Annotated in this window: 28 protein-coding genes and 1 riboswitch; of the genes, 6 read left to right on the forward strand and 22 right to left on the reverse strand. The window is 49.4% G+C overall.

Annotation, left to right across the window (positions count from 1 at the left end):
• Positions 1 to 82 precede the first annotated feature (82 nt).
• Positions 83 to 289, forward strand: coding sequence for a DUF4248 domain-containing protein (locus ACESPU_RS05820; RefSeq protein WP_036615021.1), 207 nt, complete (start codon positions 83 to 85; stop codon positions 287 to 289).
• A gap of 300 nt (positions 290 to 589) precedes the next feature.
• Positions 590 to 1,057 (forward strand): HU family DNA-binding protein, encoded by a 468-nt coding sequence (locus tag ACESPU_RS05825; protein ID WP_005857915.1) that lies wholly within the window; start codon positions 590 to 592, stop codon positions 1,055 to 1,057.
• Between the two features lie 103 nt (positions 1,058 to 1,160).
• Here the strand turns inward: ACESPU_RS05825 and ACESPU_RS05830 are convergent, their stop codons facing one another.
• The gene (locus tag ACESPU_RS05830) at positions 1,161 to 1,283 is read right to left on the reverse strand and encodes a hypothetical protein (RefSeq protein WP_009274984.1); all 123 of its coding nucleotides are present in this window, start codon (positions 1,281 to 1,283) and stop codon (positions 1,161 to 1,163) included.
• A gap of 26 nt (positions 1,284 to 1,309) precedes the next feature.
• On the opposite strand from ACESPU_RS05830, the gene ACESPU_RS05835 reads away from it, so the two are divergent.
• Both ACESPU_RS05835 and ACESPU_RS05840 read left to right on the forward strand, forming a co-directional pair.
• Positions 1,310 to 1,405 carry a smalltalk protein gene (locus ACESPU_RS05835; protein ID WP_005855736.1) on the forward strand — a complete coding sequence of 32 codons (96 nt, stop codon included), beginning with the start codon at positions 1,310 to 1,312 and terminating at the stop codon, positions 1,403 to 1,405.
• An 18-nt stretch (positions 1,406 to 1,423) separates the two neighbouring features.
• Positions 1,424 to 1,870, forward strand: coding sequence for an N-acetylmuramoyl-L-alanine amidase (locus ACESPU_RS05840; protein WP_008778430.1), 447 nt, complete (start codon positions 1,424 to 1,426; stop codon positions 1,868 to 1,870).
• 49 nt (positions 1,871 to 1,919) lie between these two features.
• Here the strand turns inward: ACESPU_RS05840 and ACESPU_RS05845 are convergent, their stop codons facing one another.
• The 10 genes from ACESPU_RS05845 to ACESPU_RS05890 form a co-directional block, all read right to left on the reverse strand.
• A complete protein-coding gene (locus ACESPU_RS05845) occupies positions 1,920 to 3,059 on the reverse strand; it encodes an MraY family glycosyltransferase (RefSeq protein WP_259012621.1) in 1,140 nt (379 codons plus the stop codon).
• Positions 3,060 to 3,073: 14 nt separating this feature from the next.
• Entirely contained in the window at positions 3,074 to 5,533 is a 2,460-nt protein-coding gene (locus ACESPU_RS05850) for a GumC family protein (protein WP_373133202.1), read from the reverse strand.
• A gap of 37 nt (positions 5,534 to 5,570) precedes the next feature.
• Complete coding sequence (locus tag ACESPU_RS05855) at positions 5,571 to 6,368, reverse strand: polysaccharide biosynthesis/export family protein (protein WP_005865687.1); 798 nt, start codon at positions 6,366 to 6,368, stop codon at positions 5,571 to 5,573.
• A 47-nt stretch (positions 6,369 to 6,415) separates the two neighbouring features.
• On the reverse strand, positions 6,416 to 6,844 hold the full coding sequence (locus ACESPU_RS05860; RefSeq protein WP_039848590.1) for a BT0820 family HAD-type phosphatase: 429 nt from the start codon (positions 6,842 to 6,844) through the stop codon (positions 6,416 to 6,418).
• A 173-nt stretch (positions 6,845 to 7,017) separates the two neighbouring features.
• Positions 7,018 to 7,422 (reverse strand): hypothetical protein, encoded by a 405-nt coding sequence (locus ACESPU_RS05865; RefSeq protein ID WP_005857929.1) that lies wholly within the window; start codon positions 7,420 to 7,422, stop codon positions 7,018 to 7,020.
• A gap of 5 nt (positions 7,423 to 7,427) precedes the next feature.
• Entirely contained in the window at positions 7,428 to 8,540 is a 1,113-nt protein-coding gene (locus tag ACESPU_RS05870; protein ID WP_373133203.1) for a transcription termination/antitermination protein NusG, read from the reverse strand.
• A 528-nt stretch (positions 8,541 to 9,068) separates the two neighbouring features.
• Positions 9,069 to 10,001: a site-specific integrase gene (locus ACESPU_RS05875; protein WP_005857932.1), complete on the reverse strand. Its 933-nt coding sequence runs from the start codon at positions 9,999 to 10,001 to the stop codon at positions 9,069 to 9,071.
• Positions 10,002 to 10,118: 117 nt separating this feature from the next.
• Complete coding sequence (locus tag ACESPU_RS05880) at positions 10,119 to 12,278, reverse strand: M3 family metallopeptidase (RefSeq protein WP_094582298.1); 2,160 nt, start codon at positions 12,276 to 12,278, stop codon at positions 10,119 to 10,121.
• Positions 12,279 to 12,319: 41 nt separating this feature from the next.
• Complete coding sequence (locus tag ACESPU_RS05885; RefSeq protein WP_036629535.1) at positions 12,320 to 14,440, reverse strand: M3 family metallopeptidase; 2,121 nt, start codon at positions 14,438 to 14,440, stop codon at positions 12,320 to 12,322.
• Between the two features lie 164 nt (positions 14,441 to 14,604).
• Positions 14,605 to 14,784: a hypothetical protein gene (locus ACESPU_RS05890; protein ID WP_005857938.1), complete on the reverse strand. Its 180-nt coding sequence runs from the start codon at positions 14,782 to 14,784 to the stop codon at positions 14,605 to 14,607.
• A gap of 108 nt (positions 14,785 to 14,892) precedes the next feature.
• Between ACESPU_RS05890 and ACESPU_RS05895 the strand changes: the two genes are divergently transcribed.
• The gene (locus ACESPU_RS05895) at positions 14,893 to 15,840 is read left to right on the forward strand and encodes a nitronate monooxygenase family protein (protein WP_005857940.1); all 948 of its coding nucleotides are present in this window, start codon (positions 14,893 to 14,895) and stop codon (positions 15,838 to 15,840) included.
• A 66-nt stretch (positions 15,841 to 15,906) separates the two neighbouring features.
• Here the strand turns inward: ACESPU_RS05895 and ACESPU_RS05900 are convergent, their stop codons facing one another.
• The 4 genes from ACESPU_RS05900 to ACESPU_RS05915 all read right to left on the reverse strand — a co-directional run bounded on the left by ACESPU_RS05900 (position 15,907) and on the right by ACESPU_RS05915 (position 21,881).
• Entirely contained in the window at positions 15,907 to 17,091 is a 1,185-nt protein-coding gene (locus tag ACESPU_RS05900; RefSeq protein WP_011966526.1) for a TolC family protein, read from the reverse strand.
• 5 nt (positions 17,092 to 17,096) lie between these two features.
• Positions 17,097 to 20,180 carry an efflux RND transporter permease subunit gene (locus ACESPU_RS05905; RefSeq protein WP_008772501.1) on the reverse strand — a complete coding sequence of 1,028 codons (3,084 nt, stop codon included), beginning with the start codon at positions 20,178 to 20,180 and terminating at the stop codon, positions 17,097 to 17,099.
• 15 nt (positions 20,181 to 20,195) lie between these two features.
• On the reverse strand, positions 20,196 to 21,398 hold the full coding sequence (locus tag ACESPU_RS05910) for an efflux RND transporter periplasmic adaptor subunit (RefSeq protein ID WP_057318717.1): 1,203 nt from the start codon (positions 21,396 to 21,398) through the stop codon (positions 20,196 to 20,198).
• 78 nt (positions 21,399 to 21,476) lie between these two features.
• On the reverse strand, positions 21,477 to 21,881 hold the full coding sequence (locus tag ACESPU_RS05915; RefSeq protein ID WP_005857949.1) for a DUF6769 family protein: 405 nt from the start codon (positions 21,879 to 21,881) through the stop codon (positions 21,477 to 21,479).
• 70 nt (positions 21,882 to 21,951) lie between these two features.
• Between ACESPU_RS05915 and ACESPU_RS05920 the strand changes: the two genes are divergently transcribed.
• Positions 21,952 to 22,371, forward strand: coding sequence for a hypothetical protein (locus ACESPU_RS05920; RefSeq protein WP_005857951.1), 420 nt, complete (start codon positions 21,952 to 21,954; stop codon positions 22,369 to 22,371).
• 56 nt (positions 22,372 to 22,427) lie between these two features.
• Here the strand turns inward: ACESPU_RS05920 and ACESPU_RS05925 are convergent, their stop codons facing one another.
• The 7 genes from ACESPU_RS05925 to ACESPU_RS05955 form a co-directional block, all read right to left on the reverse strand.
• Positions 22,428 to 23,198 carry a sulfide-dependent adenosine diphosphate thiazole synthase gene (locus ACESPU_RS05925; RefSeq protein ID WP_005857953.1) on the reverse strand — a complete coding sequence of 257 codons (771 nt, stop codon included), beginning with the start codon at positions 23,196 to 23,198 and terminating at the stop codon, positions 22,428 to 22,430.
• A 62-nt stretch (positions 23,199 to 23,260) separates the two neighbouring features.
• Positions 23,261 to 23,357: riboswitch (TPP riboswitch) on the reverse strand.
• Between the two features lie 90 nt (positions 23,358 to 23,447).
• Positions 23,448 to 23,972: a ParB/RepB/Spo0J family partition protein gene (locus ACESPU_RS05930; RefSeq protein WP_005857955.1), complete on the reverse strand. Its 525-nt coding sequence runs from the start codon at positions 23,970 to 23,972 to the stop codon at positions 23,448 to 23,450.
• Positions 23,956 to 25,257 (reverse strand): DUF3440 domain-containing protein, encoded by a 1,302-nt coding sequence (locus ACESPU_RS05935; protein WP_005857957.1) that lies wholly within the window; start codon positions 25,255 to 25,257, stop codon positions 23,956 to 23,958. The genes ACESPU_RS05930 and ACESPU_RS05935 overlap by 17 nt, the downstream gene beginning before the upstream one ends.
• On the reverse strand, positions 25,254 to 25,658 hold the full coding sequence (locus ACESPU_RS05940; protein ID WP_005857959.1) for a hypothetical protein: 405 nt from the start codon (positions 25,656 to 25,658) through the stop codon (positions 25,254 to 25,256). Before ACESPU_RS05940 ends, ACESPU_RS05935 begins: the two co-directional genes overlap by 4 nt.
• An 85-nt stretch (positions 25,659 to 25,743) precedes the next feature.
• A complete protein-coding gene (locus ACESPU_RS05945; RefSeq protein WP_122268071.1) occupies positions 25,744 to 26,301 on the reverse strand; it encodes a glycoside hydrolase family 3 C-terminal domain-containing protein in 558 nt (185 codons plus the stop codon).
• Positions 26,298 to 26,591 carry a hypothetical protein gene (locus ACESPU_RS05950; RefSeq protein WP_005857963.1) on the reverse strand — a complete coding sequence of 98 codons (294 nt, stop codon included), beginning with the start codon at positions 26,589 to 26,591 and terminating at the stop codon, positions 26,298 to 26,300. Before ACESPU_RS05950 ends, ACESPU_RS05945 begins: the two co-directional genes overlap by 4 nt.
• The gene (locus ACESPU_RS05955; RefSeq protein ID WP_005857964.1) at positions 26,591 to 26,905 is read right to left on the reverse strand and encodes a hypothetical protein; all 315 of its coding nucleotides are present in this window, start codon (positions 26,903 to 26,905) and stop codon (positions 26,591 to 26,593) included. Before ACESPU_RS05955 ends, ACESPU_RS05950 begins: the two co-directional genes overlap by 1 nt.
• Between the last annotated feature and the right edge of the window lie 21 nt (positions 26,906 to 26,926).

Here is a 26,926-nt window from a genome sequence, read left to right on the forward strand (position 1 = left end):
ACGGGCGTGTGTGTGTGAGGGGGGGACGAATGTTTGAAAGTTTGAAAGTTTCATTCTCCCAAATCTATAAATCATAAATCAAATGTCCTTACCATTAAGAAAGTCCGCACTGGCGGCATCCTATTTCCCTGAGCTGGCCTCCCATCAAGCTTGTAACCGTCTACGCCGTTGGATCATCCGATGCACGGAGTTGTACGATAAGCTGCGGGAGACGGGCTACCGCCCCGAGCAACGTATATTCACGCCACGACAGGTGGGGTTGATCATCCGCTATCTTGGTGAACCGTAAATTAGTTGACAGTTACGCACAGCGGTAAATTAAAACGGCCTATTGTCACTTGTCAACTAGAACAGGCATTCTAAGGTCTTTACAATGCCCATCCAAGGCTTCTTATAATGCCTATTCAAAGGGGCTTACGATGGGCAGCGTAAGAAACCGGCGGTTATCACCGTGTCCCATGTTAATTAATCGTTATTCCCTGCCCCGGGCATCAACCGGCATCACCGCCCCTTACGGCGGAACCTATCTTTGTAACGTTGATCAGCAAATAATTAATTTTCTATTATCAACTTTTAATTTTCTATTACCATGCCACAAGCATTTCAAGCACGAAAGTTTTTTATCCCCAAGACGGATCCCAAGCAGGAGGTGTACAAGCCGGTTCCCTATTATTTCGGTACCCTGTCCACGCAAGACGCGGCCGACCAGATCGCCGAGGAGTCGTCGCTCACGAAGGGTGACGTATTGAACGTGTTGGACCGCTACCAGCGGTATGTCATCAAGAACCTCCAGAAAGGCTACAAGGTGGAGCTGCTGGGGTTCGGAACCGTCTATAACCGCTTCGTCACGGAGAAGGGGGTAGCGACCGCCCCCGAGGTCAAGGCTACGCATATACGGACTATCGTGCCGGGATTCTCGCCTTCCTATACCATACTGAACGGGGCACGACGCTACTCGCTGCTGGGCGAGAAGACTTCGTTGCTCAAGGTGACGATACTCGGGACGCCGGTAGAGGAAGGGGGCGGTTCCGATTCTGAGTCGCCTGATGAGATCTGATGTGTCACTTTTGGCTTGACCCAAAAGTAACCAAAAGGTCAAGGCTGACGCTGACGGGCTACTTCGAGACCTACGCTCGCTGTCGCATCCCAACTCGCTTCGCTCAGACAGGGATGCTCCGGGCGCTCGCTGCGGTCTCTTCGCTTGACGCCCGTCCGCTGAGGCCGTCCAAAGGAAAGCCAAGCTTTCCTCTTATATCAGCCGGGATTCCTAATTCATAATTCATAATTCATAATTTAAAATTCATAATTCATGAAAAAGTCCGTATGGAGTACCATTATCAAAGTGATCATCGCCGTAGCTACCGCCATCGCGGGAGCACTTGGCATCCAATCCTGTATTCTCTAATTTTCAATTTCAATTATCATGGGTAAGGTTTATTGTTTCTACCAGAATTACAGGGAGGTCAGCCTCCTTGTAATTCATTGCTCGGCCACACGATATGACAGGGATTTTCCTATGGAGGCGCTCCGTTCATCGCACAAGGCACGGGGATTCGCCGATATCGGCTATCATTTCTATATCACACGGGACGGGGAATTACACCGCTGCCGGCCGGTCAATCAGATCGGGGCGCACGCAGCCGGATGGAACGACAAAAGTATCGGTATATGTTACGAGGGAGGACTCGACGAACAAGGCCGTCCAGCTGATACCCGGACCTACGCCCAGCGGTGTACCTTGATGGATCTGCTACGGCAATTACGAAGGGACTATCCGGAGGCACGCATCCTAGGACATTACCAATTAAGCCCTTACATACGCAAGGCTTGCCCTTGCTTTGACGCAAGGGAGGAGTATCTCGTCTTATAAAATAGATACCGGCTCGTCATTCACTCGCTAGATTGTCCGGTTTCACGACTTACTTTGTAAAAATACCCCCTATCTCTTTCAGCTCTTGCTCTTTATGATGCCTCGTTATGAAGCGGTTGATCGTCAAGTGAAGGATAGACCATAAAACCAAGTTCAAGAGCAAGAGGTAGGTGGCGTTTACCTTCATGGCCAATAAGACATTCAATACGATGAAAAAAACAGATACGCACAGAATCGTCACCATCACCATCCGTACACGCATACCCGTACGAAGCAGCTTGTGATGGAAATGATTCTTATCGGGCAAGAACGGGTTACGATGATTACGAAGGCGATGAAGCACCACACGGATCACATCGAGTAAAGGGACCAAGACCGTGGAGAAAGCGATCACCATATAGGGATTTGGCAACTCCGGTGAGACTTGGTTCGACACGCACAGATGGATGATCAGAAAACTGATCACGTAGCCCAGCGTAAGACTACCCGCATCACCCATAAAGAGCTTATGGCCACGGTTTGCGTTACCAAAGACGTTGTAACACCAAAAAGGCATGAGGACTCCCAGCGTACAGATGGCCAACAAGGCGTACACATACTGCATGCGGATAAAGAAGATCACGCTCAAGACCGACAGGGCGATACTGCACAAACCGGAGGCCAAGCCATCGATACCGTCTATCAAGTTAATGGCGTTCGTGATATACACTACGATAAAGACCGTGACGGGGATCCCCACCCAAGCGGGAACCGAGTATACACCGAACAAGCCTCCCAAGGAACCGAACCAATTACCGGACAGTACCAATAATAACGCCGACACGATCTGGACGGCGAACTTGTAACGGTAGCCAACACCCACAAGATCGTCGCAGACACCCACTAGATAGAGTAACGTCATGCCCACGAACAGAAAGAGATACTCATAGAGCATGTTGAACGACAGGCTCGATGAGTCCATATCCCAAAAGTACAGGCGGAAGCCTATCACAAGGAACATGGACATCAGGATCACCGGAAAAAACGACAGGCCGCCCAGACGGGGGACCGGCGTCGTATGTACCTTACGGGAATCCGGGACATCATATAACCGTTTCTTGTGGGAGATCACCAAGATCCTCGGGATGATCACCATCCCGAACAGCACGGAGAAAAGGAAGCCCGACAGTAGTAGTAATGTTATTTGCATGATTTGCGTATTAGTTATTTCTTCTTGTCACCGGCCTCGAAACCGTAACCATAGCCGTAGCCATAACCGTATCCCTTGCCGTAGCCGTATTTCTTGCCGTAACCATAACCGTAGCTGTTCTTCCGCTTGCTCATGTCCAGGCCGTTGATGACCGTCGCGAGCTTCGGGAACTTACGCTCACGCCGCAACACGTTGATGTAGCTGAAACCGGCCTTCGGTGTCACGTCCGCACGGCAGACGTACACGCACATGTCAGCCACACGGCCGATGATCGCCGTATCCGTAACCATGCCGATAGGGGCCGTGTCCAAGATGACATAGTCGTACCGTTCCTTCAACCGGGCGATAGCCTTCTCCAGCACGTCACGGGCGACCAGCTCAGTCGGGTTCGGGGGGATAGGACCGCCCGGGAGGATATCGAGGTTAGGGCTGATATCGGATCGCTGGACCATGTCGAACAACTCCACGTGATCAGGGTCGCTAAGGTAGTTCGTGATGCCCTCCATCTTACGGGAGATATTGAACACCTTGTTCAGGCCCGGCTTGCGGATGTCCATGCCGACCACCACCACCCTCTTGCCCAAGTAAGCCAAGCTCACCGCCAAGTTGCCAGCGACGAAAGACTTGCCCTCGCCCGGTTGCGTGGAGCTGAAAAGGATCACACGCTCGTCCTTGCCTAGCATGAACAAGAGGTTCGTGCGCAACCCCCGGAACATCTCCTCCATCAGGTCGTTCTTGTTCTCACGCACCACGATCGAGCCCTCACCCGTCTTCTTGACCAACGGGAGCTCCGCCAAGATAGCCACGCCCGTGATCGCCTCGACGTCCTCACGGTTCTCGATCTTGTATTTCAACAGGTCATGAAGGTAGACAATGCCCACCGGGATCGCCAGGCCCAAGATCAACGCCGCAAGCATGAAGACCATCCTCTTCGGGGCGACAGGACGCTCATCGGCGAGCGGCTCCTCGATGATGCGGCCGTTGTTCGCCGTGGCTGCCAGCGTGATGGCGTTCTCCTCACGCTTCTGCAACAGCATGACATACAACGTGGCCTTGATCTCCTGCTGGCGGGAGATCGTCATGAACTCCTTCTCCTGCCTCGGGGCGTCGCTGATGCGGCTCTCGAACTTGCTCGCCTGACGGTCGATGTCCGCCTTGGCGATCTGGAGACCCTTCAAGACACTGTTCACCGTCGTCTTCACGTTGCGGCGCATAGCCTCGATGCCGGCGTTCATGTTGATGATCGCCGGGTTGCTGTCCGAAGAGGTGCGCAACAGGCGCTTGCGCTCGATGATCATCGTGTTGTACTGGTCGATGACAGAGGTGAGGTTTTGATCCCGCAGGCCCACGTTGGCAGGGATCACCTCGTCCATGTTCGCAGGATCGTCGATATAATTGCGGAGATACTGCACCAAGTTGATCTGCGTGGCGTTCTCCGTACGTTGTTGCTCATACCTCGAGCTTTCCTGCAAAGCCATCTGGGCGTCGCTCGTCAAATTCGTCAGGCCGGAGCGTTGCTTGAAGGCAGCGAGCTCGCTCTCCGTAGTGCCCAGCTCGCCGTTGATGATGCCGATGCGCTCCTCGATGAACTCAGCCGTCTTCTGCGCCACCTCGTTCTTCTCGTCGTTGGCGTCCTGGTTGTAGAACGACACAAGGCGATTGATGAAGTCCACGCCTCGTCGCCTCACCGTGTTCTTCAAGGATACCTTGGCGATCGTCGTCGTCTTGGACGAGGGCGTCACGCTCAAGTCCTTGCCGTAAGCCTCGGCAGTGGACGTGGGCGTATGGACGTGGGCCACCAGCTCGATCTCCCCGCCCTCCAACTCCGGTATGGAATCCATGCCCGTGAAACTGAAAACCCCCACGGGGGTGGGCAATATGGCGGGGAGCCTGTCGAAGCCCTGCTCCATCGTCTCCTCGTCACCCTCCTTGTCAATCTTGTACTCCGCTCTCACCGTTAGCTGACCCTCCTTCGTGTAGCGCATGCGTAGCTCGACGGGGGCCACCAGACGGTCCGCCTCCTCGGGGGTGATGAACACGTTAACGGGGGAGTTCTTGTATAAAGGGGGGTTAAAGCCCAAGGCGTTCGACTCCTCCATGTCGATATACAGGCCCATGTCGTTCACCACCTTCTTGATCAACGTGCGGGACCTCAGGATCTCGACCTCGTTGTCGAAGTTACTCGTCATCGAGAGCATGCCAAGGTCCTGTATCGCAGCCAAGCCGCTGGCGGCGTTTGCCCCCTTCTTCTCGTCCTCCTTGATCAGCACCGACGACGTGACGTTATACACCGGCGTCTGGTAACGCAGGAAGACGTACATCCCGATGCAGCAGGCCAGTACGCTCGCCACGAACCAAGGCCAATAAACCATATACTTGAAAAACACGGCGTAAAGATTGATCTCACGATCCTCCCCCTCCGGATTGTTATTATTATTATTATTATTGCTTGTATTTATACCATCGTCCACCATCTCTCTAAATTTTCAATTCTCAATTCTCTATTTTCAATTATTTAAGTATGTTCACCAACAGGCCGGCGATCGAGACCAAGATCGAGATCGAGCTCACCCACAACGTCGTGCTGTTACCGATATCGGAGTTCTTCGCCTTCGTCTCGTTCGGCGTGACATAAAGGATGTCGTTCTGTTTCAAATAATAATACGGGGAGGTCACGATTCCGGCGTTGTTCAGGTCAAGGTTGATGATCTTGCGCTTCCCGCTCTCGTCCTCGCGGATCAGCTTCACGTTGTCACGTACGCCGTAGATCGTCATGTCGCCGGCCATCGCCAACGCCTCCAGAACGTTCACCTTCTCGTTGCCGATCGTGAAGCTGCCCGGACGGGCCACCTCGCCCAAGACCGAGATCTTGTAGTTCGCCATGCGCACCGTCACGATGGGCGCCTCCTTCAAGTAAGGCCTCAATCTCTCACGGATCAGGCTCTCCGCCTCGTTCTTCGTCAAGCCGCCGACCCTCAGCGTACCGATCACAGGGAAGTCGATCTCGCCGGAGTTGTTCACGAGGTATTGCTGCAACGTGGGTTGCGTCGTCGTGTTGATGTTCGTCAGGGCCGCGTTCAACGGGGTCTGCACCGTCAGGTTGAACGGGGCCGCCGCCTGAGGGTCCGTCGTGTTGACCGTGATGCTCAACAGGTCCTTGGGCATGATCTTGGCGTCATACAGGGGAAGCGTCCCCTCGAGATCGTTCACCGCCTCCGGGTTCTGGAGGTAGGGCACGTTCTTGTAAGACGTACACGCCGCCAGCAAAAGGGGCAGCGAGAATAGGAACAGTAGTCTTTTGATCTTCATATTATTTTGTTATCGTTTTTATTTCTTTAAACACGGATGACACGGACTTAACGGAAAAGGCGGGACAGGAAACCTTTGGGTTTCTCCGGCTCGTATTCCGACTCGTATTTACGCATCAAGTCCTCATAGCTCAGTCCCTTGGTCACCATCTCGTAGATCGTGCCCCAGTCCGGGAGGCCGCCGAGATTGCGGTCGTCGATGAAAACGTCCGCCTTCAGCTTGCGGGAGAAGTGGTTGTTCCGGTCTCTCTCCTCCTCCGGGTAGTCACGGTTCACCGCGTAGAACTCCAAGCCACGCTCACGGCAGAAGGACAACGCCTCCTCCAAGAGCACTCCCTCACGGACCGTCCACAGGATCAGCTTATGCCGCTCCGATTGTAATTTCCTCAACGTCTCGATGGCGAAAGGAAGCTCACGACCTATCGCCGGATACTTATGCTCGACGATCGTACCGTCGAAATCTACCGCTATTATCATCTCTTTAATTCTCAATTTTCAATTCTCAATTATAAAAGGGCCGGACCACCGGACGGCCGGAGTGGTATATGTTAAAGCGGGGTCAGCCTATCGGCCAAAGCCAAGGGGTCTCCTAGCCGCTAGAGACGGCCATTGCCATCCGGGGGATCCGACCGTTTCTTTTCTGCCCTTATCTAATTCTCGCTTAACCGGGGCAATCCCTCCACCTCGCCGGCGTGCCATTCACGGTAGTCCGCCAAGGGAAACCCGGGGACGGTCAATAGCTTGTAATCCGACCCGTCTCTTCTCAAGATATGCTTGCGAGTATATGAGCGGAGCGAGCGATCCGTAACGGACACCATCACGATCGGGAACGGGTAGGCGAACAGGCGCAACGGAGTGGTCTCGCTATCCGGGAACGCACGATGCAGCTGGTAGGCCGAACGCTCGAACGCTACCCAGTAGGGACCCGTGCAATACAGGTGTATTGAGTTTCGGTTCGCACGCTCACGATCCATGATCTCTGTCAAACGCTCACGCAACAGGTTCATCAGCCGGATGCCCGAAGGGACGCCGCATGTCTCTCTCTCTTCTCTCATATCTTTTATTCATCGCCGTTCCCGTGCCCGAACCAACGGTCGTAATCCCGTAAACGACGTATCAACACGGACTTGCTCCTCTTGGGCGAGGCCTCCTCCATCCAAGGGCCAACCAGCTCGTGCGCCATGCGCTGGTAGAGGCTGCTGTCCGTACAGCCGTACAGCGTGACCAGCAACAAGGCACGGGATTGCCCCGCTTTTATCACCGGGAGCATGCTGCGCATCGTGGCATGCAAACGATCGAACTCATCCGACTCGCCCAAAAGCAGATAGGCTGGAAGGAGCAAAGAGTAAAGCTTGCAACGGATCACGTCGGTCTCACCACGGAGAGAGGCGTAGCCACGCAGGACCTCACGGGCCAGACGGGCATCCTCATCCACTACCACGCCAGAGGCATGGTAACGGCCCAAGGCATCGTGCAAGCCCTCCGACAGACGGTCGTTGTCCAGATGGGTATAGACGTGCTTGCCCCCCGTGTTCAGCTCGATCAACTCATACTCCCCCGCTCTCACCTCGAACAAGGGGACCCACAGACAGTCGAGGATACGCACCATCACGTCCTTATGCCCACCGCCCGGCTGCACCACCACCTCCGCCTCCATGTCGGTAAAAGGGCCGGAGGTGATACGCACACGGTCGCCTTTCAACAAGCGGCCGCTATCTGGCACGTATACGGGAAGCTCGTTGGAGTAAGAAGCCGCGACCCAACGCAAGGTATCCATCTCACGATCCGAGAGGTACGGGAAATAAGACCGCCCGCCGGAGGAAACCCGGGGGAGGAAATTATACAGGGGAAGCGTACGCTTCAGGCGGAAGATCTCGTCCTCCGAGGCGTGGACGAACACGTAGTTGTACAGCAGGGGCCGTTTCGTGTTGACCATCTTGCCGCCCACCTTCCTCGCCTCGACATACGAGGGGGAGAAATACTCGAACAAGGCCTCCCCACGACGCTCACGGCGGGAAAGCTCAGCGTCCAGCCCCTTCGAGGGACTGATCCTGTCACGCCCGCCACCGGCGGTAGGGAGCGTGAGCACGTACCAACGGACGGCCTCCTGGTCACGTCGCTTCAGAACATGCGCCATGAACCTATCCGAGCACTTGCCTGTCAATATATCCATCTCTATGATTATCTTTTCCAGTGGTTATCCCATGGCCCGAAAACAGACCCCACGGCAATTCAGAGCCCTACCAAGAATCATTTATATCTTCTTGATAAACAGTACTTTATATTTTTAAATATGGCATTACTGAAAATTACCATCTCTCGAAATCTTAGGCTACTTGGGGAGTAGCCTAAAAGGTGCGAGAACGGTTATCACCCGGTTGTAGAGACGGGGCACGCCCCGTCTCCCACTGTCTGATAGTAGCTTTAAGTTACCATTTGGAGGGGATGAGATGGGGCGTGCCCCGTCTCTACAGGAATACACACAGGTTATAAGGCATGGTGGAATGATACCGGGAACAAGAGGTCATTTCACCCGCATCACCATGTCTATACGTCTAGGATAAAACAGGAAAATCAAAAAATAGAGAGGATCAAACGCCTACAATGAGTAAACAAGCGCATTTGTTTGCTTGTTTTTAGTTATTTTTTACTACATTTGCGCCGTGAAAGAATACGCTACTCCCCAAGTAGCCTACTCCCTTTACCCTACTTTCGGTACATGATTGTACACACTCTCAAAACAAATTTTATTCACCGCAGACATCTTTTCCAACGAGAAACTTTTCAAATAGATTTGCGTAGTCTTGATCGATTTATGGCCCAATAGTTCGCTGATCATCTCAATCGGGACATCCTGTTCCTTCAAAATCATCGCAAAAGAATGACGGATCGAATATGAGGTGATCGGGATAGACACACCGCAGGCTCTCGCCAACCTCTTCAAATTCCGGTTAAAATGGGCCAAAGCGGAAGTGTACTCCTTGTAGGCTTCTTTTCCCACTTTTATCCCTTTCAAGAAAGGAAACAAATAGGGTGAGTCCTTACCTACATCACTTGACAGTTCCCTCAGCGACTCCCATGCGGTAGATTGTACCTCTATAAGCATCGGAGTACCCGTTTTCTGGCGTTTATATTCCAAAACCCCACCCCGGACATTCTCCTTTTTCAGATGAGCGAAATCCACGAATGCCATACCGCAAAACTGGAACATCAGGCACAATGCCTGCCGTGTTTTTCTCAGTTCCGGATCATCTAATGAGGCCGTCATCAGAGAACGTAATAAATCCTGTGGTAACGCCTTTTTGCGTTTGCTCTCTATACCCGTGAAAACTCCCTTAAATAAATAAGGGATATAGGGGGCCAACCCTTCCTCCACCGCCATGTTGTACACACAACGGATCCGACGCATATAGGTCGACACCGTGTTCCATGTACATCCTTTATTCAACAAAAAGGCCTGATAACGCCGAAGGTTCTCCTTATTGACATAGATATAGGGAATTACCTCCAACCCACAAAACCGCATGAATGAGTTCAATGCATCCTGATAGCTCTTCGCCGTGGAATAACGCCCATCCACACGCAATTTATAGATATACAACCTCATCCCTTCTACTAAATCCTTTTTCTCCATACTATCGCTATTTTTACGTGATAAAACTTAGCAAATGTAATACAGATCCGGGAGGTTGAGCATATACAAAAAAAGGCGAACCAACCGGTCCGCCTTTATAAAATCTCCATTTCTAGATTATTTCAGTCCTCTATTCTTCAGCAACGGATCCGTACCCGGTTCCTTGCCACGGAAATTCTTGTACATATCCATAGCGTCGTCGATACCGCCCGGGGTCAAGACATATTTACGGAATTTATCGGCACATTCTTGATTAAAGATGTCGCCGGTTTCCTTGAATGCCTCGAAAGCGTCGCAATCCAATACCTCAGCCCAGATGTAGCTATAATAGCCGGCGGTGTAGCCGCCACCCATCGTATGGTTGAAGTAAGTCGTACGGTAACGGGAAGGGATTTGTTTCAGCAAACCACGACGGCCTAACGTCTGTTGCTCGAAATCCATCACGTTCAAGTTGGCCGGAACATTATTCGTCTGGTCAACGAACTTGATCACTTTCTTATCCGCCGCATCACCACTGACCGCATGGAAATCCATATCCAGATAAGAAGCCGCCAGATACTCCGTCGTAGCGAAACCTTGTCCGTACTTACCGCTCTTATCCAACTTCTCGATCAACTCGGCCGGGATCACCTCGCCGGTCTGATAATGCTTAGCGTACACCTTCAATACTTCCGGCTCGAATACCCAATGCTCCATAACCTGTGAAGGCAACTCCACGAAATCACGAGGAACACCAGAAACACCGGAGTAATGCACGTCACGGAACAAGCCGTGCAAACCATGACCGAACTCATGGAACAATGTATTCGCCTCATCAGCGCTCAACAACGCAGGTTGTCCCGGAGCCGGCTGGCTAAAGTTACAAACGATCGTTACGACCGGAGCCACACGCTTGCCATCCTTATAAGCCTGCGGACGATAAGAACCACACCATGCGCCACCACGCTTGCTGGCACGAGGGAAGAAATCGAAATAAATAACGCCCAAATGAGAGCCATCCTTATCTTTGCACTCAAAAGCCTGCGCTTCCGGATAAGGCAACGGGATATTACGGATCGGGGTGAACGTGATACCATATAACTTATTAGCTACATAGAAAGCACCCTCACGAACATTATCCAACTTCAAGTAAGGACGAACCTCATTCTCATCCAAATTGAATTTAGCCTTCTTGGCCTTCTCGAAATAATAACGCCAATCCCAGCCCTCGGCCTCGAAATTGCCGCCTTCTTTCTTGATCTCGGCGTTTATATCGGCCAACTCATCTTTCGCTTTCGCCAAAGCAGGCTTCCAAACCTCATCTAACAATTGATAAACCTTATCCGAGCTTTTCGCCATACGATCCTCCAACACGAAAGAAGCGTAATCATCATAGCCCATCAACTTCGCTTTCGCCAAACGAGCGGCAACCAAATCACGAACCACTTCCTTGTTATCGTTCTCATTATTATTATTACCACGGTTGATATAAGCGTTGAACATCTTCTCACGCAACTCACGTTTATCGGAATATTGCAAGAACGGCATCACGCTCGGGTTCTGCAAGGTAAATACCCATTTGCCTTCCATCCCGGCATCCTTAGCCGCTTGAGCGGCGTTAGCGATCAAGGTCTCGGGCAGACCGGAAAGATCCTCCTGCTTGTCGATCACCAATTTGAAAGCGTTCGTCTCTTTCAGCATATTCTGTCCGAAAGTAAGCTGTAACATGGAGATCTTGCTATTCAACTCACGCAATTTAGCCTGATCCTCAGCGGAAAGATTAGCGCCGCCCCGAACGAAGTCCTTATAAGTCTCCTCCAATAACTTCATTTGCTCCTTATCGAGACCCAACTCATCCTTCTTATCGTATACCGCCTTCACACGAGCGAATAATTTCGGATTCAAGTTGATATCATCACTATATTTTGACAATAGCGGCGACATCTCACGGCTTAACGCCTGCATCTCATCATTCGTATTCACGCTATTCTGTCCACCGAAAACGATCTGGACCTTCCGAAGCAACGCACCCTGCTCATCCAAAGCGACAATCGTATTCTCGAACGTCGGCTCCTCCGGGTTATTCACGATCGCCTCGATCTCCTTGCGTCCCTCTTCCATGCCTTGCAATAGGGCCGGTTTGTAGTGCTCGAACTTGATTTGATCAAAAGGTGGAACTCCAAACGGGGTGGTATATTCCGCAAAGAACGGGTTCTCACCCTCCACGGTCTTCTTTTCGGAAGTACCGCAGGCAGTAAGCATAACGGCTAATCCTGCTGCCATAATTAATTGTTTCATCTTTACTGATTTTTTGATTTATGAGTTATGAATTGTTCTGCTCATTTTAGCCCTCTGTTCTCCAACAGCGGATCGATGCTAGGTTGTTTGCCACGGAAATTCACGTACATGTCCATAGCGTCGTCGATGCCGCCCGGGGTCAGTACGTATTTACGGAATTTAGAGGCAACCTCCGGGTTGAAGATATCACCCGTCTCCTTATAAGCTTGGAAAGCGTCGCAATCCAACACTTCCGCCCAGATATAGCTATAATAACCGGCGGTATATCCACCTTCCATCGTATGTCCGAAATAAGTGGAGCGATAGCGAGACGGAATCTGACGGATCAGACCACGATCGCCCAAGACCTTCGCCTCAAATTTCTCAATATCCAAATCGGCAGGGATCTCTTTCAATACATGATAATCCATATCCAGATAAGAGGCGGCCAGATACTCCGTCGTAGCGAAGCCTTGTCCATACTTGCCACTCTTGATCATCTTGTCTACAAGGGCTTGCGGTATTACCTCGCCGGTCTGGTAATGTTTAGCGTACACTTTCAATACCTCCGGCTCAACGGCCCAATGCTCATCGACTTGCGAAGGTAGCTCCACAAAGTCACGAGGCACATCGGACACGCCATAATAATGAACGTCGCAGAATAAACTATGTAGGGCATGACCGAACTCATGGAATACGGTCTCGGTCTCGTCGGCCGTCAAAAGCGCCGGTTGTCCCTCCGCCGGTTTACTGAAATTAAACACGGTAGTAACCACCGGGGCTACCCGTTTCCCATCTTTATACGTTTGTGAGCGGTAACCGCCGCACCATGCGCCACCTCCTTTGCCCGGGCGGGTAAAGAAATCCATATACAGCACGCCCAGATGCGTACCATCTTTATCCTTGCACTCGAAAGCGAGAGCGTCGGGGTCCGGTTTCGGGATGTCCTTGATCTCGGTAAACGTGATACCGTATAATTTATTGGCTACATAGAAGATGCCCTCACGTACATGTCCCAACTCAAAATAAGGACGCATCTCGTTCTCGTCCAAGTTATATTTCGCTTTCTTGGCTTTCTCGAAATAATAACGCCAGTCCCAGCCCTCGGCCTCGTAATTACCGCCTTCCTTCTTGATCTCGGCGTTGATATCGGCCAATTCCTCTTTCGCTTTCGCCAAGGCAGATGGCCAGATTTTATCAAGCAAGTCGTACACGTTCTTCTCGTTCTTCGCCATATTCTCTTCCAATACGAAAGCGGCATAATCCTCATATCCCATCAATCGGGCTTTCTCCAGACGAGCGGCAACCAGCTGCTTAACGACCTCCTTATTATCATTCTCATTATTATTGTTGCCACGATTCGTATACGCCTTGAAGATCTTCTCACGCAAATCACGCTTATCGGCGTATTGAAGGAAAGGCATCACGCTCGGATTATGGAGGGTAAACACCCACTTACCATCCAGACCATTCTCTTGGGCCGTTTGCGCCGCCTTGACGATCACGTCTTCCGGCAGACCGGATAAGTCCTCTTTATTATCGATCACTAATTGGAAATCGTTGGTCTCTTTCAGGGTATTCTGTCCGAAAGTAAGTTGGAGCATGGATATCTTCTCGTTCAGCTCACGCAACTTCGCCTGCTTATCCTCCGGCAGATTGGCTCCTCCCCGGACAAAGCTTTTATAGGTTTCCTCCAACAGCTTCTTCTGTTCCTTATCCAGATGGAAGCTCGCCTGATTCTCATATACGGATTTCACCCGGGCGAAAAGCTGGGGATTTAGGCTGATATCATCCGAATGTTTGGATAAAAGGGGATAAAGCTCACGTTCGAGCTCTTGGATCTCGTCCGTGGTATTCACACTGGATTGGCCACCGAAAGCATACATTACTTTAGTAAGCAACTCGCCACTTTGGTCTAAGGCCACGATCGTATTCTCGAATGTCGGCGCATCCGGATTTGCCACGATCGCCTCGATCTCCTTCGACTGCTCTTCCATGCCTTTCAAAAGAGCCGGCTTGTAATGAGCCACCTCTATTTGGTCAAACGGAGGCACCCCGAACGGTGTCGTATACTCCGCAAAAAACGGATTGGGTGTAGCGCCTTCCGCTACATCGCTTTTCTTTGAGGAGGAACAAGCTCCCAAAATAACCGCTAAACCTGCGGCCATAAGCGTTTTATTCATGCCATTGTTATATTAGAATTACAATGGACAAAGATAACGAAGTTTTGCGTTACAATTCTATTTCAAATTGTTATTATTTAGAATCCGGAAAAAGATTTTCACAATTCACACAAAAAAGATCCCCAAAGGGAGATCTTCCCTTCGGGGACCCAATATGCTTTCACTCAATGTTCAATCGAATCGCTCTCTATACCGTCCTCGATATTTTCATTTTCGATCGTTTCTTGTAAATCTTGAATGTCATTAGACGTGTAATCATCCGACAATACCGAATTGGTAGACATGGTCTCATCGTGAAGATCATCGCTCTCATCCCATAACGTTTTCATTATATTCTCTGGCATATCTCTTATATTTTAAAGTTATATGCCTATTCAACAACCTCGACAAAGAAATTGTTGTTCCAATAAAAATAGTTCACTAATTTTAGCGAGATTAACGCAAGAAATAATATGAATCGAATTTGTAGTCTTTTTGGTATTCAGTATCCCATCATACAGGCGGGAATGGTTTGGTGTAGTGGTTGGCGGCTAGCTTCAGCGGTTAGTAACGCCGGTGGATTAGGATTGATCGGGGCAGGCTCCATGCACCCGGAAGTACTCCGGGAACATATCCGTAAATGCGAGGCGGCGACCGACAAGCCTTTTGGCGTGAATGTCCCGCTGATGTACCCGGAAATCGATACCTTGATGCGGATATTGGTGGAGGAAAAAGTGAAGATCGTATTTACCTCCGCCGGTAACCCGAAAACATGGACAAAGTATTTGAAGGATCATGACATGACGGTCGTTCACGTGGTAAGCAGCTCTAAATTCGCCACGAAATGCGAGGAGGCCGGAGTGGATGCCATCGTTGCCGAAGGCTTCGAGGCCGGCGGGCACAACGGACGGGAGGAAACAACTACGATGTGCCTGATCCCCGCTGTCCGGAAAGCGACCTCTCTCCCCCTTTTGGCGGCAGGAGGTATAGGAAACGGTCAAGCGATGCTAGCGGCACTCGCACTAGGGGCCGACGGCGTACAGATAGGCACTCGTTTCGCCTTGACCAAAGAAAGCTCGGCACACGAGAATTTCAAGAAACTATGCTTGAATCTTAAGGAAGGCGATACGAAGTTATTATTAAAGAAACTGTCTCCTACCCGTCTGGTAAAAGGAGATTTCGCTACGGCAGTGGAAGAAGCGGAAGCCCGGGGAGCGTCCGTGGAAGAATTACGTGAGTTATTGGGCAAAGGACGTGCCAAGAAAGGAATCTTTGAGGGCGACCTAAAGGAAGGCGAGTTAGAGATCGGACAGGTAGCGTCTTTATTCTGGGAGGAATTATCCGTGGAAGAGGTGATGAAAGAATTGATCCGTGACTTTAAGCTATCCTTAGAGAACGTAAAAACACAGTTGTGTTCGTGAGAAAACACAACTGTATCTGTGGATAAGCACAACTGTGTTCAAGAGAAAACACAGTTGTGTTCCTTATCATAATCGATACTTATACAATTGCGCCATGACCTTTTGGTATTGGTTTTGCAATTGCAGGTAGTTTTGCACGCTTTGGTAATAGGTCGTCACATCCACGAAATACTCGATCATAGAGATTTGCCCGGCCTGTATAGCCTTGTTCAACAAGACCAAGCTATTCTGCCTTTTCAGCACATCCTTATATTCATCGATAGATTTCTTTAAGGAGACAGACTGGTCATATAGCTGCCTCAACCCATTCTCTACCGTGAAAGAAGCGCTCTCCAACTGCATCTCCGTATAGCGGGCCTGAGCCTTCGCCTGTTTCACGTTATTACGGTTCGAGAACAACGGGATGGTGATTCCTACCAAGAAACCATTGAAACGCTCTCCACCCGAGGCGGGATTCATACGATACCCTAACTCAAAGCCGGGCAGACCTTTCGCCTTATTCACGCTCACCTGCCGAAGAGCTGTCGTCTGGTCGCTACGCAAGGTCTGTAATTGCGGATCGGATTGCATCGCCTCCGTCCGCAGCTCATCAAAGGAAAGCACATCCTTATCCGGCAAGGCGTAAACCGTATCCGTAAACTCGATAGCGATACCGCCGTTCAGGGTAGCCAGCTCCTGCAGCTTGGCAATACGGGAAGTCTCGTTCATCCGGGCCTCTGTCCGAGCGTTCAATAATTCCAGATCGATCTTGTTTGTCTCAAGGATATTCGCATTTCCTTTCTCCAAACGAGTCGCATAAAAAGCGGAAAGTTGCTCGGCGTTCCTAAGACGGGTATCCAATAGGTTCTTCTGCTGGTTCAACAGCACCAAATCTAGGCAAACCTCTTTCACCTGCAACAAGATTTGCTGACGAAAAGCCATCCCTTGACGATCCAAACCCGCGGATTTCGCCTTCGTCAGCTTATGCTTCCGGACATATACGGACGGGAAATCAAAGCTTTGGGAAGCCACGAACTCGCCCGTGAATCCCATCCCTTCTTTATTCCCCCAGAAATGCGAATAAGAGACCGAAGGGTCTGGCAAATTATTATCCAACTTCGCCTCCAGCTTCTGCGACTGGACCAACTGGCTGTTCGCCTGTAAATCCTTATTGTTCGCCTCCACGCTCCGGAGCACGTCCTCTATAGAAGTCTGGGCGGAAAGGCCGCCTGTCAATACAGACAAGGCGGCGACTATAATATATGATTTCATAAAACTTATTCTTTATTCTTGTTCATTATCAGATAAACAATCGGGATGATGAATCCGTTTAAGAACGTAGAGGTTAATAAACCACCCAAGATCACCGTCGCCATCGGGCTTTGGATCTCATTCCCGGGAAGATCGCCATTCAACGCCAACGGGATCAACGCCAAGGCGGAACTCAACGCCGTCATCAAGATCGGGTTCAAACGGTCTAGGGAACCTTGTATCACGGACTCTCGCAATCCCATTCCCTCTCCACGCAAATGCGTATAGTGGCTGATCAGCAGCATACCGTTTCGGGTAGCGATACCAAACAAGGAAATGAAACCGATAATCGCCGGGATACTGATCTCGCCGGAAGTAAGCCATAGGATAATCACGCCACCGATCAACGCCAACGGCAGGTTCAACAAGATCACGCCACTCTCCTTCACGTCCTTGAACTCATTGTACAGTAACATGAAGATCACCAATAACGACATCAACGACGTCAGCAATAAGGTACGGCTGGCCGCCGCCTCGCTCTCGAACTGGCCGCCATATTCGATATGGTATCCCTCCGGCAAACGGATATTAGCCTCTACCCGATCCTGTATCTCATTAACCACACTTCGCAAGTCACGTTCCGATACATTGGCGCTAATCACGATCTTACGTTGCACATTCTCACGATTGATCGTATTCGGACCGGTCACCGAACGGATATCGGCCACGTAGCTTAGCGGCACTTTCTGTCCGGCGGCATCGATCATCAGATTGCTAATATCATCCATCGTGGCACGGCTAGCGTCGGAGGTCTTCACGGTCAGGTCGAAGCTCTTGCCATCGTCGTACACCTGACTTACGGCCTCTCCACCCAACATCACATTGATATATTCCTCGAACTCCGGCAGGGGAATGCCATATTTAGCCAGCAACTCACGTTTCGGGGTGATTGTCAACTGCGGACGCTCGATCTGCTGCTCTACCTTCAAGTCCACCAGACCCGGGATCGTTTGGATAGCGGCCTTGATCTGGTTACCGACCGTAAACATCAGGTTCAAGTCCGTACCAAACAATTTGATAGCGATATTCGCCTCCGTGCCGGAAAGCATAGCGTCGATACGATGGGAAATAGGTTGCCCGATCTCTATATTAGCGCCGCTGATCGTAGATAACTTCTTGCGGACATCATTCATCACCTCATCCCGACTACGGTCTTGCAATTCGAAAGGAGCCTCGATCTCGGAAACATTCACGCCCAAGGCATGCTCATCCAATTCCGCACGACCGGTCTTCCGAGCCACAGTCTTTATCTCGGGCACTTGCAACAGCAACGCTTCCGCACGGCGTCCGATCTGATCCGACTCGTCCAAGGAAATTCCCGGAAGTGAACTTACGTTGATCGTAAAAGAACCCTCATTGAACGGGGGCAAGAAACTACGACCCAAATGAAAGAAGATCACCAAGGCGACCACAAACAAAGCGATCGTGGTACCTAGCACCCATTTCTGGTAAGCCAACGCTAACTCCAAAGCCCGTTTATACACCACCTTCAACTTCCGGGCTATCCAAGCCTCACGCAGTTCCTTCATTCCCGTCGCTTTACGGTTCAGCAAATAGCTACAAAGCACCGGGGTCAAGGTAAGCGCCACCACCGTAGAAGCAAACAACGCCACGATAAAAGCGATACCCAGCGGAACCAACATACGGCCTTCCATACCACTCAAGAAGAACAAGGGCACGAAGCTCACCACGATAATCAAGGTAGAGTTCAAGATCGGCATACGTACCTCACGGGAAGCGTCGTAAACCACCTCCAAGGTAGAGCGTTGCTGATCCGGAGGCAAGAGCCGGTTTTCCCGGATTCGTTTATACACGTTCTCCACGTCCACGATAGCGTCATCCACCAAGGAACCGATAGCGATCGCCATACCTCCCAAGCTCATCGTGTTAATCGTCAATCCCATGTAGTGCAATACGATGATAGAGACCAGCAAAGATAACGGCAAGGCTACCAACGAGATCACCGTCGTACGTATATTCATCAAGAACAGGAACAAGACGATCACCACGAAGAAACTACCCTCAAACAAGCTCTTCTTTACATTATTAATAGAGTTATCGATAAAATGACTCTGGCGGAATATATCCGTAGAGACATGTACATCCGCCGGCAAGTTCTTCCGCAAATCGACAACAATCTCGTCCAGCTTCTCCGTCAACTTCTCCGTACTCGTATCCGGCTGTTTGGTCACGGTAATCAGCACGGCTGGCTTTGTCCGCTCGGAAGCGGTTCCCAGCTTCGGGCTTTTACCGCCGATCTTAACCGTAGCGATATCACCCAGCGTAACCGGATACTCATTCACGGTCTTCACCACACCCTGAGCGATCTCTTCCGCCTTCGACGTAGACAATACACCCCGGATGATATACTCATTATCAAACTCATACAATACACCACCATTGGCGTTCCGGTTCATATTCCGACAAACATCCAACACCTCGTTCAACCCTACACCGTAGTGCTTCATACGAGCCGGGTCCAACAAGATCTGGTACTCCTTAATATCGCCACCGATCACGGCCACCTGCGCCACACCGCCCGTAGACAACAAACGGGGACGGATCGTCCAGTCGGCGATCGTACGTAAGTCCAACAAAGACGTGGAATCGGCGGTCAAACCGAGGATCATCATCTCACCCAAGATGGATGACTGCGGGCCTAAGGTCGGTTTACCTACGTTCTCGGGAAGGCTCTCACCCAAGACAGCCAGTTTTTCGGACACGATCTGACGAGCCCGGTAAATATCCGTACCCCAATCGAACTCTACCCAAACCACGGAGAATCCGGTGGTAGACGAGGAACGCACACGCCGTACGTCCATCGCACCGTTCACGGCAGTCTCCACAGGGAATGTCACCAAGCGTTCCACCTCCTCGGGAGCCATACCGTTCGCCTCGGTCATGATCACGACCGTTGGGGCGTTCAAGTCCGGGAACACATCCACGTCCGTATTAAACGCCGTGTACGTACCCCAGATCATCAGCAATAGCGCACAAACCAAGATTACCAACCGGTTGTGCAATGAATAATAAATTATCTTATTTAACATGCAACATCCCTCCTATTAATGGCTATGGCTATGAGCCGGTATCGCGTTAGAAGCGGAAGACAACTTGATCTGGTAAGCGCCACGGGTCACGACCTCATCGCCCGGTTTCAATCCGGAAAGGATCTGTACCTCCGAGCCGTTATTCGCTCCCAGCGTCACCCATTGCTTCTTATAGCCTTCCTCATCCAGACGGATAAATACCGAATAAACGCCCTGCTCCTCGATAAGGGCGGAGACAGGCACGCTCAAGACATTCTCCATCGGCTTTGTCAACAAAAAGATCTCCACGAAAGAACCGGGGATAACCGCTCCTTTATTATCGAACTCGAAAGTCACCGGTACATAGAAAGAGTTCATATCGGAAGCCTTTCCATACGATAACAACCGTCCACGCAAATCAGACAATTTATAGAGAGCGTTATCATACGGAGTCATGAAATTAGCGGTTTGGATCATGGGAAGATCGTTGTAATACCTCTCAGACACGTCCGCACGCAATACCAAACGATTGTTTTGCGAGATCGTAGCCAAAGGCTGACCTACGGATACATAATCACCCTCTTTCACTTGGATGTTCTTCAAGTAACCGTTCAAGGGAGAGACTACAGACACGCCTTTCGCCGTCTGTTTTCCCGCTATCGCCTCATAAGCGACCTTGGCGTTCTCGTAATTCAAGCGGGCCTGCTCGAAATCCTTGGCGGATACGATCTTATCGCCTACCAAGGCTTGCATACGCTCGTATTCCTTTTTCGCTGTCTCATAAGCGAATTTAGCCCTTGCCGCCACGTCTCCATCCGAGAGGGCGTTGGAAGCGATACTCAACACGGCCTGTCCCTTGCGTACCGCCGTACCATCCACGAACGGCAAGCTACCAAACGAGATCACGCCGGGAACGGTAGCGACGATCACGGACTCCTCCCCTTGCGCCGCCATTACTCGTCCGCTCGTCTTAATCACATCCGTGAAAGGAGCGGGATTAACCGTTACGGTCTGCAAACCAACGGCCTCGGCTAAAGCCTTCTTAAAGACAATCTCGCCGGGATGGGTACCACCGGCCTCATGCTCATGGTCATGGCCTTCGTGTTCATGTCCCTCATGATCATGGTCGTGAGCCTCTAATTCATGATTATGCTCATCGTGTCCGGCTTGCGACGCATTTCCCGCACAACCGGCAAACAGGTAAGCGCACATCGCACCTACCAAATATATTTTCTTCATTGTGTAAAAAATCTTGATATCGTTAATAATAAATAGATAGGGGCAAGTCTGTCCTCACCCGCTCTCACAAACGAGGTATCAAGACATAGGAGGGGCACGAAGTCCCGAGGCACTCACTATCCAAGTGTCGTGCAGCGACTCAATGTAGGGGGCGTTCTCGTGATCAAGGAGCTGTCCGCAAAACGCCGGTTCAGGTGGATAAATGTAATCAAATAAGACGAGTAACGGCATCAGATGTATATCCACATCTCCATCCATAAAATGAGAAATATGCGTACTGAAATAGGCCAAGTTATGCCCGTCGCAACCGCAATCATGCGTATCAGTGCTTTTATCGCCATGCGCTTGCTCCGCGGTCAAGGATTGATAACAAGGCATCCCGTCCCGGTGATGATGGTGAGGGATAACCACAGAAAGCAATGCCAAGATGCCGGCCATCAGCACCACGTATTGTACAACCCTCTGTTTCATTTTCTCACGCATGGCACAAAGATAAGGATATTTTTCCGTTTTTTACATGAATGTTGTAAGTTTGCGGTAAATAAAAAGATAGATGAAGTTTGGAGTAAATAAAAAGGTATTATTATATACCGCCGGTTGCGTATGGATTTTCGCCGGTATCAATATCTTACGCATCGGTATCGTCACATGGTTAAACGATACCCATTATTGGTTATTCAAGATCGGGGAAGCGACCATCGTTTTCTTACTTTTCTTCAATTTGGTCTTTAAACGGCTTTTCTATAAACATTCCGAACGGATCTCCCGGAAAAACGGGAAACATTGCCCGTTCTCTTTCTTCGACGTGAAAGGTTGGATTATCATGATCTTCATGATCGCTTTCGGGATCACGATCCGTGCGCTCCATTTACTGCCGAATTCTTTCATTTCTGTATTCTATACGGGATTATCCACGGCGTTGATCATAACGGGATTCTTATTCTTGAGACAAGGAAAAACCGTTGGGAATTGAGAATTGAAAATTAAAGATACAACAATCAATAATTCTCAATTCTCAATTCTCAATTTTCAATTCCCAAGCTTTTCGCAGATCAACTCAGCCGCCTTCTTGCCGCTCATCAGCATGCCGCCAAAGATCGGTCCCATACGGAAGCTACCGCTTACGCCGTTAGCGGCCATACCGGAAACGAATAATCCCGGGTAGATCTCCTTCGTGTTCTCCACCGTCGTCTGCTCACCCAGCTCCACATTCAAGGAACGCTCGCCGATCACGCCTCCGGTCGGTGTATTCAATTGGATATCATTCTTACGGGCTACCACACGGGCGATCTCGCAATCATGCCCCGTACCTTCCAAGACAGCCTTTGCCATGATCGTCAACGGATCCACGTGCATCCCCTCACGGATTACCGGAGCCCAGTTCACTACCACACCGGCTACGGCATCGTTATGAAACACCACGTCCTCTACCGAATAGCAGTTAAAGATCGTAGCGCCCGCCTTCGTCGCCTGATAAATCAAAGCGGAAGTGGTATGTACCGAATCCATGATATACGTGCCGTTAGCACCCTCCTTATAACTTACGCCCAATTCCTTGATAATCGGCATAGCCTCTTCCTGCACCACGATATCGTTGAACATCATAGCGCCGCCCCACATACCTCCACCGGGAGCCAGCTTACGATCAAACAACGCCACCTTCTTACCGGCTTTCGCCAAGAAATAAGCGGCCACGATACCGGAAGGTCCCCCTCCCACGATCGCTACATCCACAGACAAGTTGCTCTTCAACTTCTCGAAGTAAGAGTCAATGATTCCACTTGAAACAATCTGTTCCATCTTAATAACTAATTAAAGTTTAAACATCAGGGAGCACATAGAGGTAACGCCCCCTTTATTTCCTAGTTCTACCTTATTTTCCCTTCGCCGGCATTACCCGGATCAGGTTCGATGGGTATAATCTCAGCCCGTATGACTCGGGCACCCCTATGTGAAAAGTCGGGGGCAAATGTACAAAAAATTAGTATATATGTACTCAACAGAGCCATAAAAGGCAAAAAACGCTCAGCCAAACAAAATGTAAAAAGTTTAGTCTTCTTCCGACCAGTCATCAGACCAACCGAATTCTTTATCCCGGAATAATTCAGCTAATCCCGAAATCTGCTTGAACCGAAGTAACTCATTTTTATCCATTCCAATATTACGCATGATCCACTTATCAGACATCCCAGATTTGACCAACTCCGTAACAATCTCCGTCATAAGTTCCAAGTTGTGCATCCCTCGAGCCCTGTTATGGCGAATGGTTGAAGCCATTCGGTTTGAAATATCTTTCTCAATCACCGTTACAGGCAACATTCCTTTCTCACGATCATAAATCCTTTGAGATTGCTTCATAACCAGATAACGATGATAACCATCTACTATCTCATATAAATCATCCTCTTCAAGATAATAACAGACGCAAGGCATCGTATAGCCATCCTCCCAAATGGAAAGTTCCAATAATCGCATTTCCGGTGGTGCCATGATATTAGGGTTATAGCTGTTGGCTACAATTTTTTCTATAGGGACAGCCCTAACACCATATGCCGGACTAACAAAGTTTCCCATGCTTATAAAAATTATATTTGTCCATTACTTCTTTTCTCATATCCCTTTCTCGTTTTGTCTGGGAAAAACCCATATACTTACATGTATGATCGTTTTTCAAAATACAAACACACATACGTTTGTAAGTAGGGATTTCTTTAAACTCAGGTATATTGATATCATCGATATACTCCATCCGTACCGGTTTCTTATCCGTATGGTAAGCGGTACATTCTTCCACAATGATAGGAATATTAGCCGCCCGTAACTTAGCGATAGTCTCCTCACTGAGGCATCCTCCTTTTTCTCTCCAGAATTTACGGCTGACTCTTAACTTATTCAAATAGTTCTCACGAGTTTCTTCGGGTAAAGTATTTAGGAGAAAATACATATATTTCTCCCAAGAGAACCCGGCTGGGCACTTGATAGCCCTCCATCCCATAGCGGAGGTATTCCCATATATACCGGCAAAGCCAACACCGTTTACACGTCCAACCATCCTCCCCCACATGTCGGGATCGACAACTTTGTAAATGAACAGTGTGGATATCGCTTGGGATATGAATGGGCTCGCCACACGTTGCCGGGACAAAGGCACCCCTGCTTGATAATACAAATCATACAAATGATTATATGTCCAACCGAACTTTCCGTTCGCTATCCAGATATCCTGAGTTTTCCAATCATAAATAGGATATGCGTTATATATAGAATAATTCATTCTGCGAGTCCATTTATAATTAGCTAGTTTTCTGTAATTCTTATCACTATGTATGGCCCGCCACCTATTAAAACTCTCTTGGGTACGGATACCAACAAGGCAACATATACGCCGGCCCATTTTCCGTTGATACAACCAAAAAGGGAACATATTCTGAAAATCATAATCCCACATGTCCTCCTTGAAAAAGTCAAAGTCTTTCGCCCGGAGACATGAATGGGGCATCTCTCGAACCCAGATATCCCGGTACTCCTCGCTCCAAGGTCTCCAATATTGTTGAAACATAGATGTACATGTCTGGACTTTAAAAGGAACACAACAATGATAAATATCAAGGATATCGGAATTAGCGGCATAAACCTTTTCCACATATTCGGTCGTCTGGCTGTATTGAACCTCATAATCCATATGAAATACACCTAATTTTCGTCCCGGAGCGTATCTACGAATATAATCTACACACAAATTCAACAGTACACCACTATCCTTTCCGCCGGAAAAAGAGACGTATACGTAATCGAAATAATCAAAAATGATCTTCAATCTTTTCTCTGTCGCCTCGTACACATCCATTCTTCGCATCATGACTCTACCTCCGGTAAATAATGCATTTTATCATAATTTTTCCACTCAACACATGTCTGGAACTTTTTTTGTGAGAACACTTTTACATGACGTTTATGCACAACAGCCATAAGTGAAGCTTGAGATGAAAAATCCTTTATGACTTCTTCAAGAAGTTCACTCAATACCGAAGGATCATCACCACTCACGAAATAATTGTCTATAGAGTAATAGAGATGTCCTTTTTTTACAGGCATAAAACCAACAACAGCTGTTTCATGAAAGGCTATATACCAAACGTGGCTACGAGATGTTTTAAAAGGGTAATTGTTATTTTGTCGCAAAATGGCTGGATTCATGACCAAAGGTGCGACAAGTTCATATAACAATTTGTCCGTTCCCTGCAATGTCATAATTTTCATGGTCTGCACTTAATAATATTACCATGCAAATTTAGGCATTATATATAGATACCGTAGCCACAAAAACACAAAAATGTAATTTACTCTATTTATATTTAGTCACTCGCTCATAATCGATAACGCCTTTCCAATTCATACAAAAAGCGAAATCATACAGATGGCCCTCGCTATCCGTATAGCATTTCATATCCCGGGGAACATCCTCGAATTGCTCCTCCACGATACGCATATCTGCCGGCATCTGCAAAGGCAACAAAGCGGAAGGCTCGGCTTTTCCACTGATGATATCCAAGACCGCTTGGTTTTGTACACCGAAGTTCACCAGAATGGCATCCGCCGAACCCTCGAACTCGGACATAATCGTAGGCTTATCCATCTCCAAAGATACGATTACAGGCTTACCTTCCATTTTAGCCTTTGTCTCCAAAACAGAGAGCATATCCTGCTTATTAGCTGTTTTCACGGACTTACCTTTATAAGAACGGTTCGTGAAATTCTCAAACGGATCTCCCCCCGCCAAACTTGGGTTACGGGCATAGGTAGCGGTATAATCATTATACTGTAAACTGATAGGCATATAACCGTTTCCACCTTTCTCACGATCGGATTTATCATACCCCGTACCACTGTTCGGGCTCGTCATAAAGACGATGGCGAAATCCGCCTCATCGGGATTATCAACGACCGTAAGATACCGTGACCGATGCCCTCCACTAAAGCTTGCGCATTATTATTCCAGCGAGCCGCCACTTTCGGGCTTTGCACTCTCGTAACCAATACATGACGAACATTATCCTCGGTGAGGAATTTACGCTGCGCATCGGAAAGATCGGATGGCTGGGCTCCACTCTCATCAAAAGATTTGCCATTGTAGGTAGAAGTTCCAAACCCTTTCGAGGCACCGGGGATAGATTGATGGGCGCTATAAAGCATCAATCCGGCGATTTCCTCTGTAGATACTGTCCGGCCAAATCAACGGCACGTTCCTCGGGCGTAAGACGCCAATCCTCATACGGATCAAGCCGCCCGTTCCGATTCAGATCTTTGAAGGCATATCCGTCAACAGTAAGAAGTCTCACCCCCGAATTGGCGGAATATCCTAATACAGCTCCTTCTTGCTGGGTAACGATACGGATAGAATCTTTCTCCACCTCCGTCCACTTCGTGCCCGAACAAGCACAGGTGGAAACTAACAAGGCGCCCAACATACCATGGGTCAGCCGAACAGTAATAAAAGGTTTTCGCATACTTTCTTAGTTTTAATAGGT

Source organism: Parabacteroides sp. 20_3, from assembly GCF_964238835.1.
Classification (GTDB): domain Bacteria; phylum Bacteroidota; class Bacteroidia; order Bacteroidales; family Tannerellaceae; genus Parabacteroides; species Parabacteroides distasonis.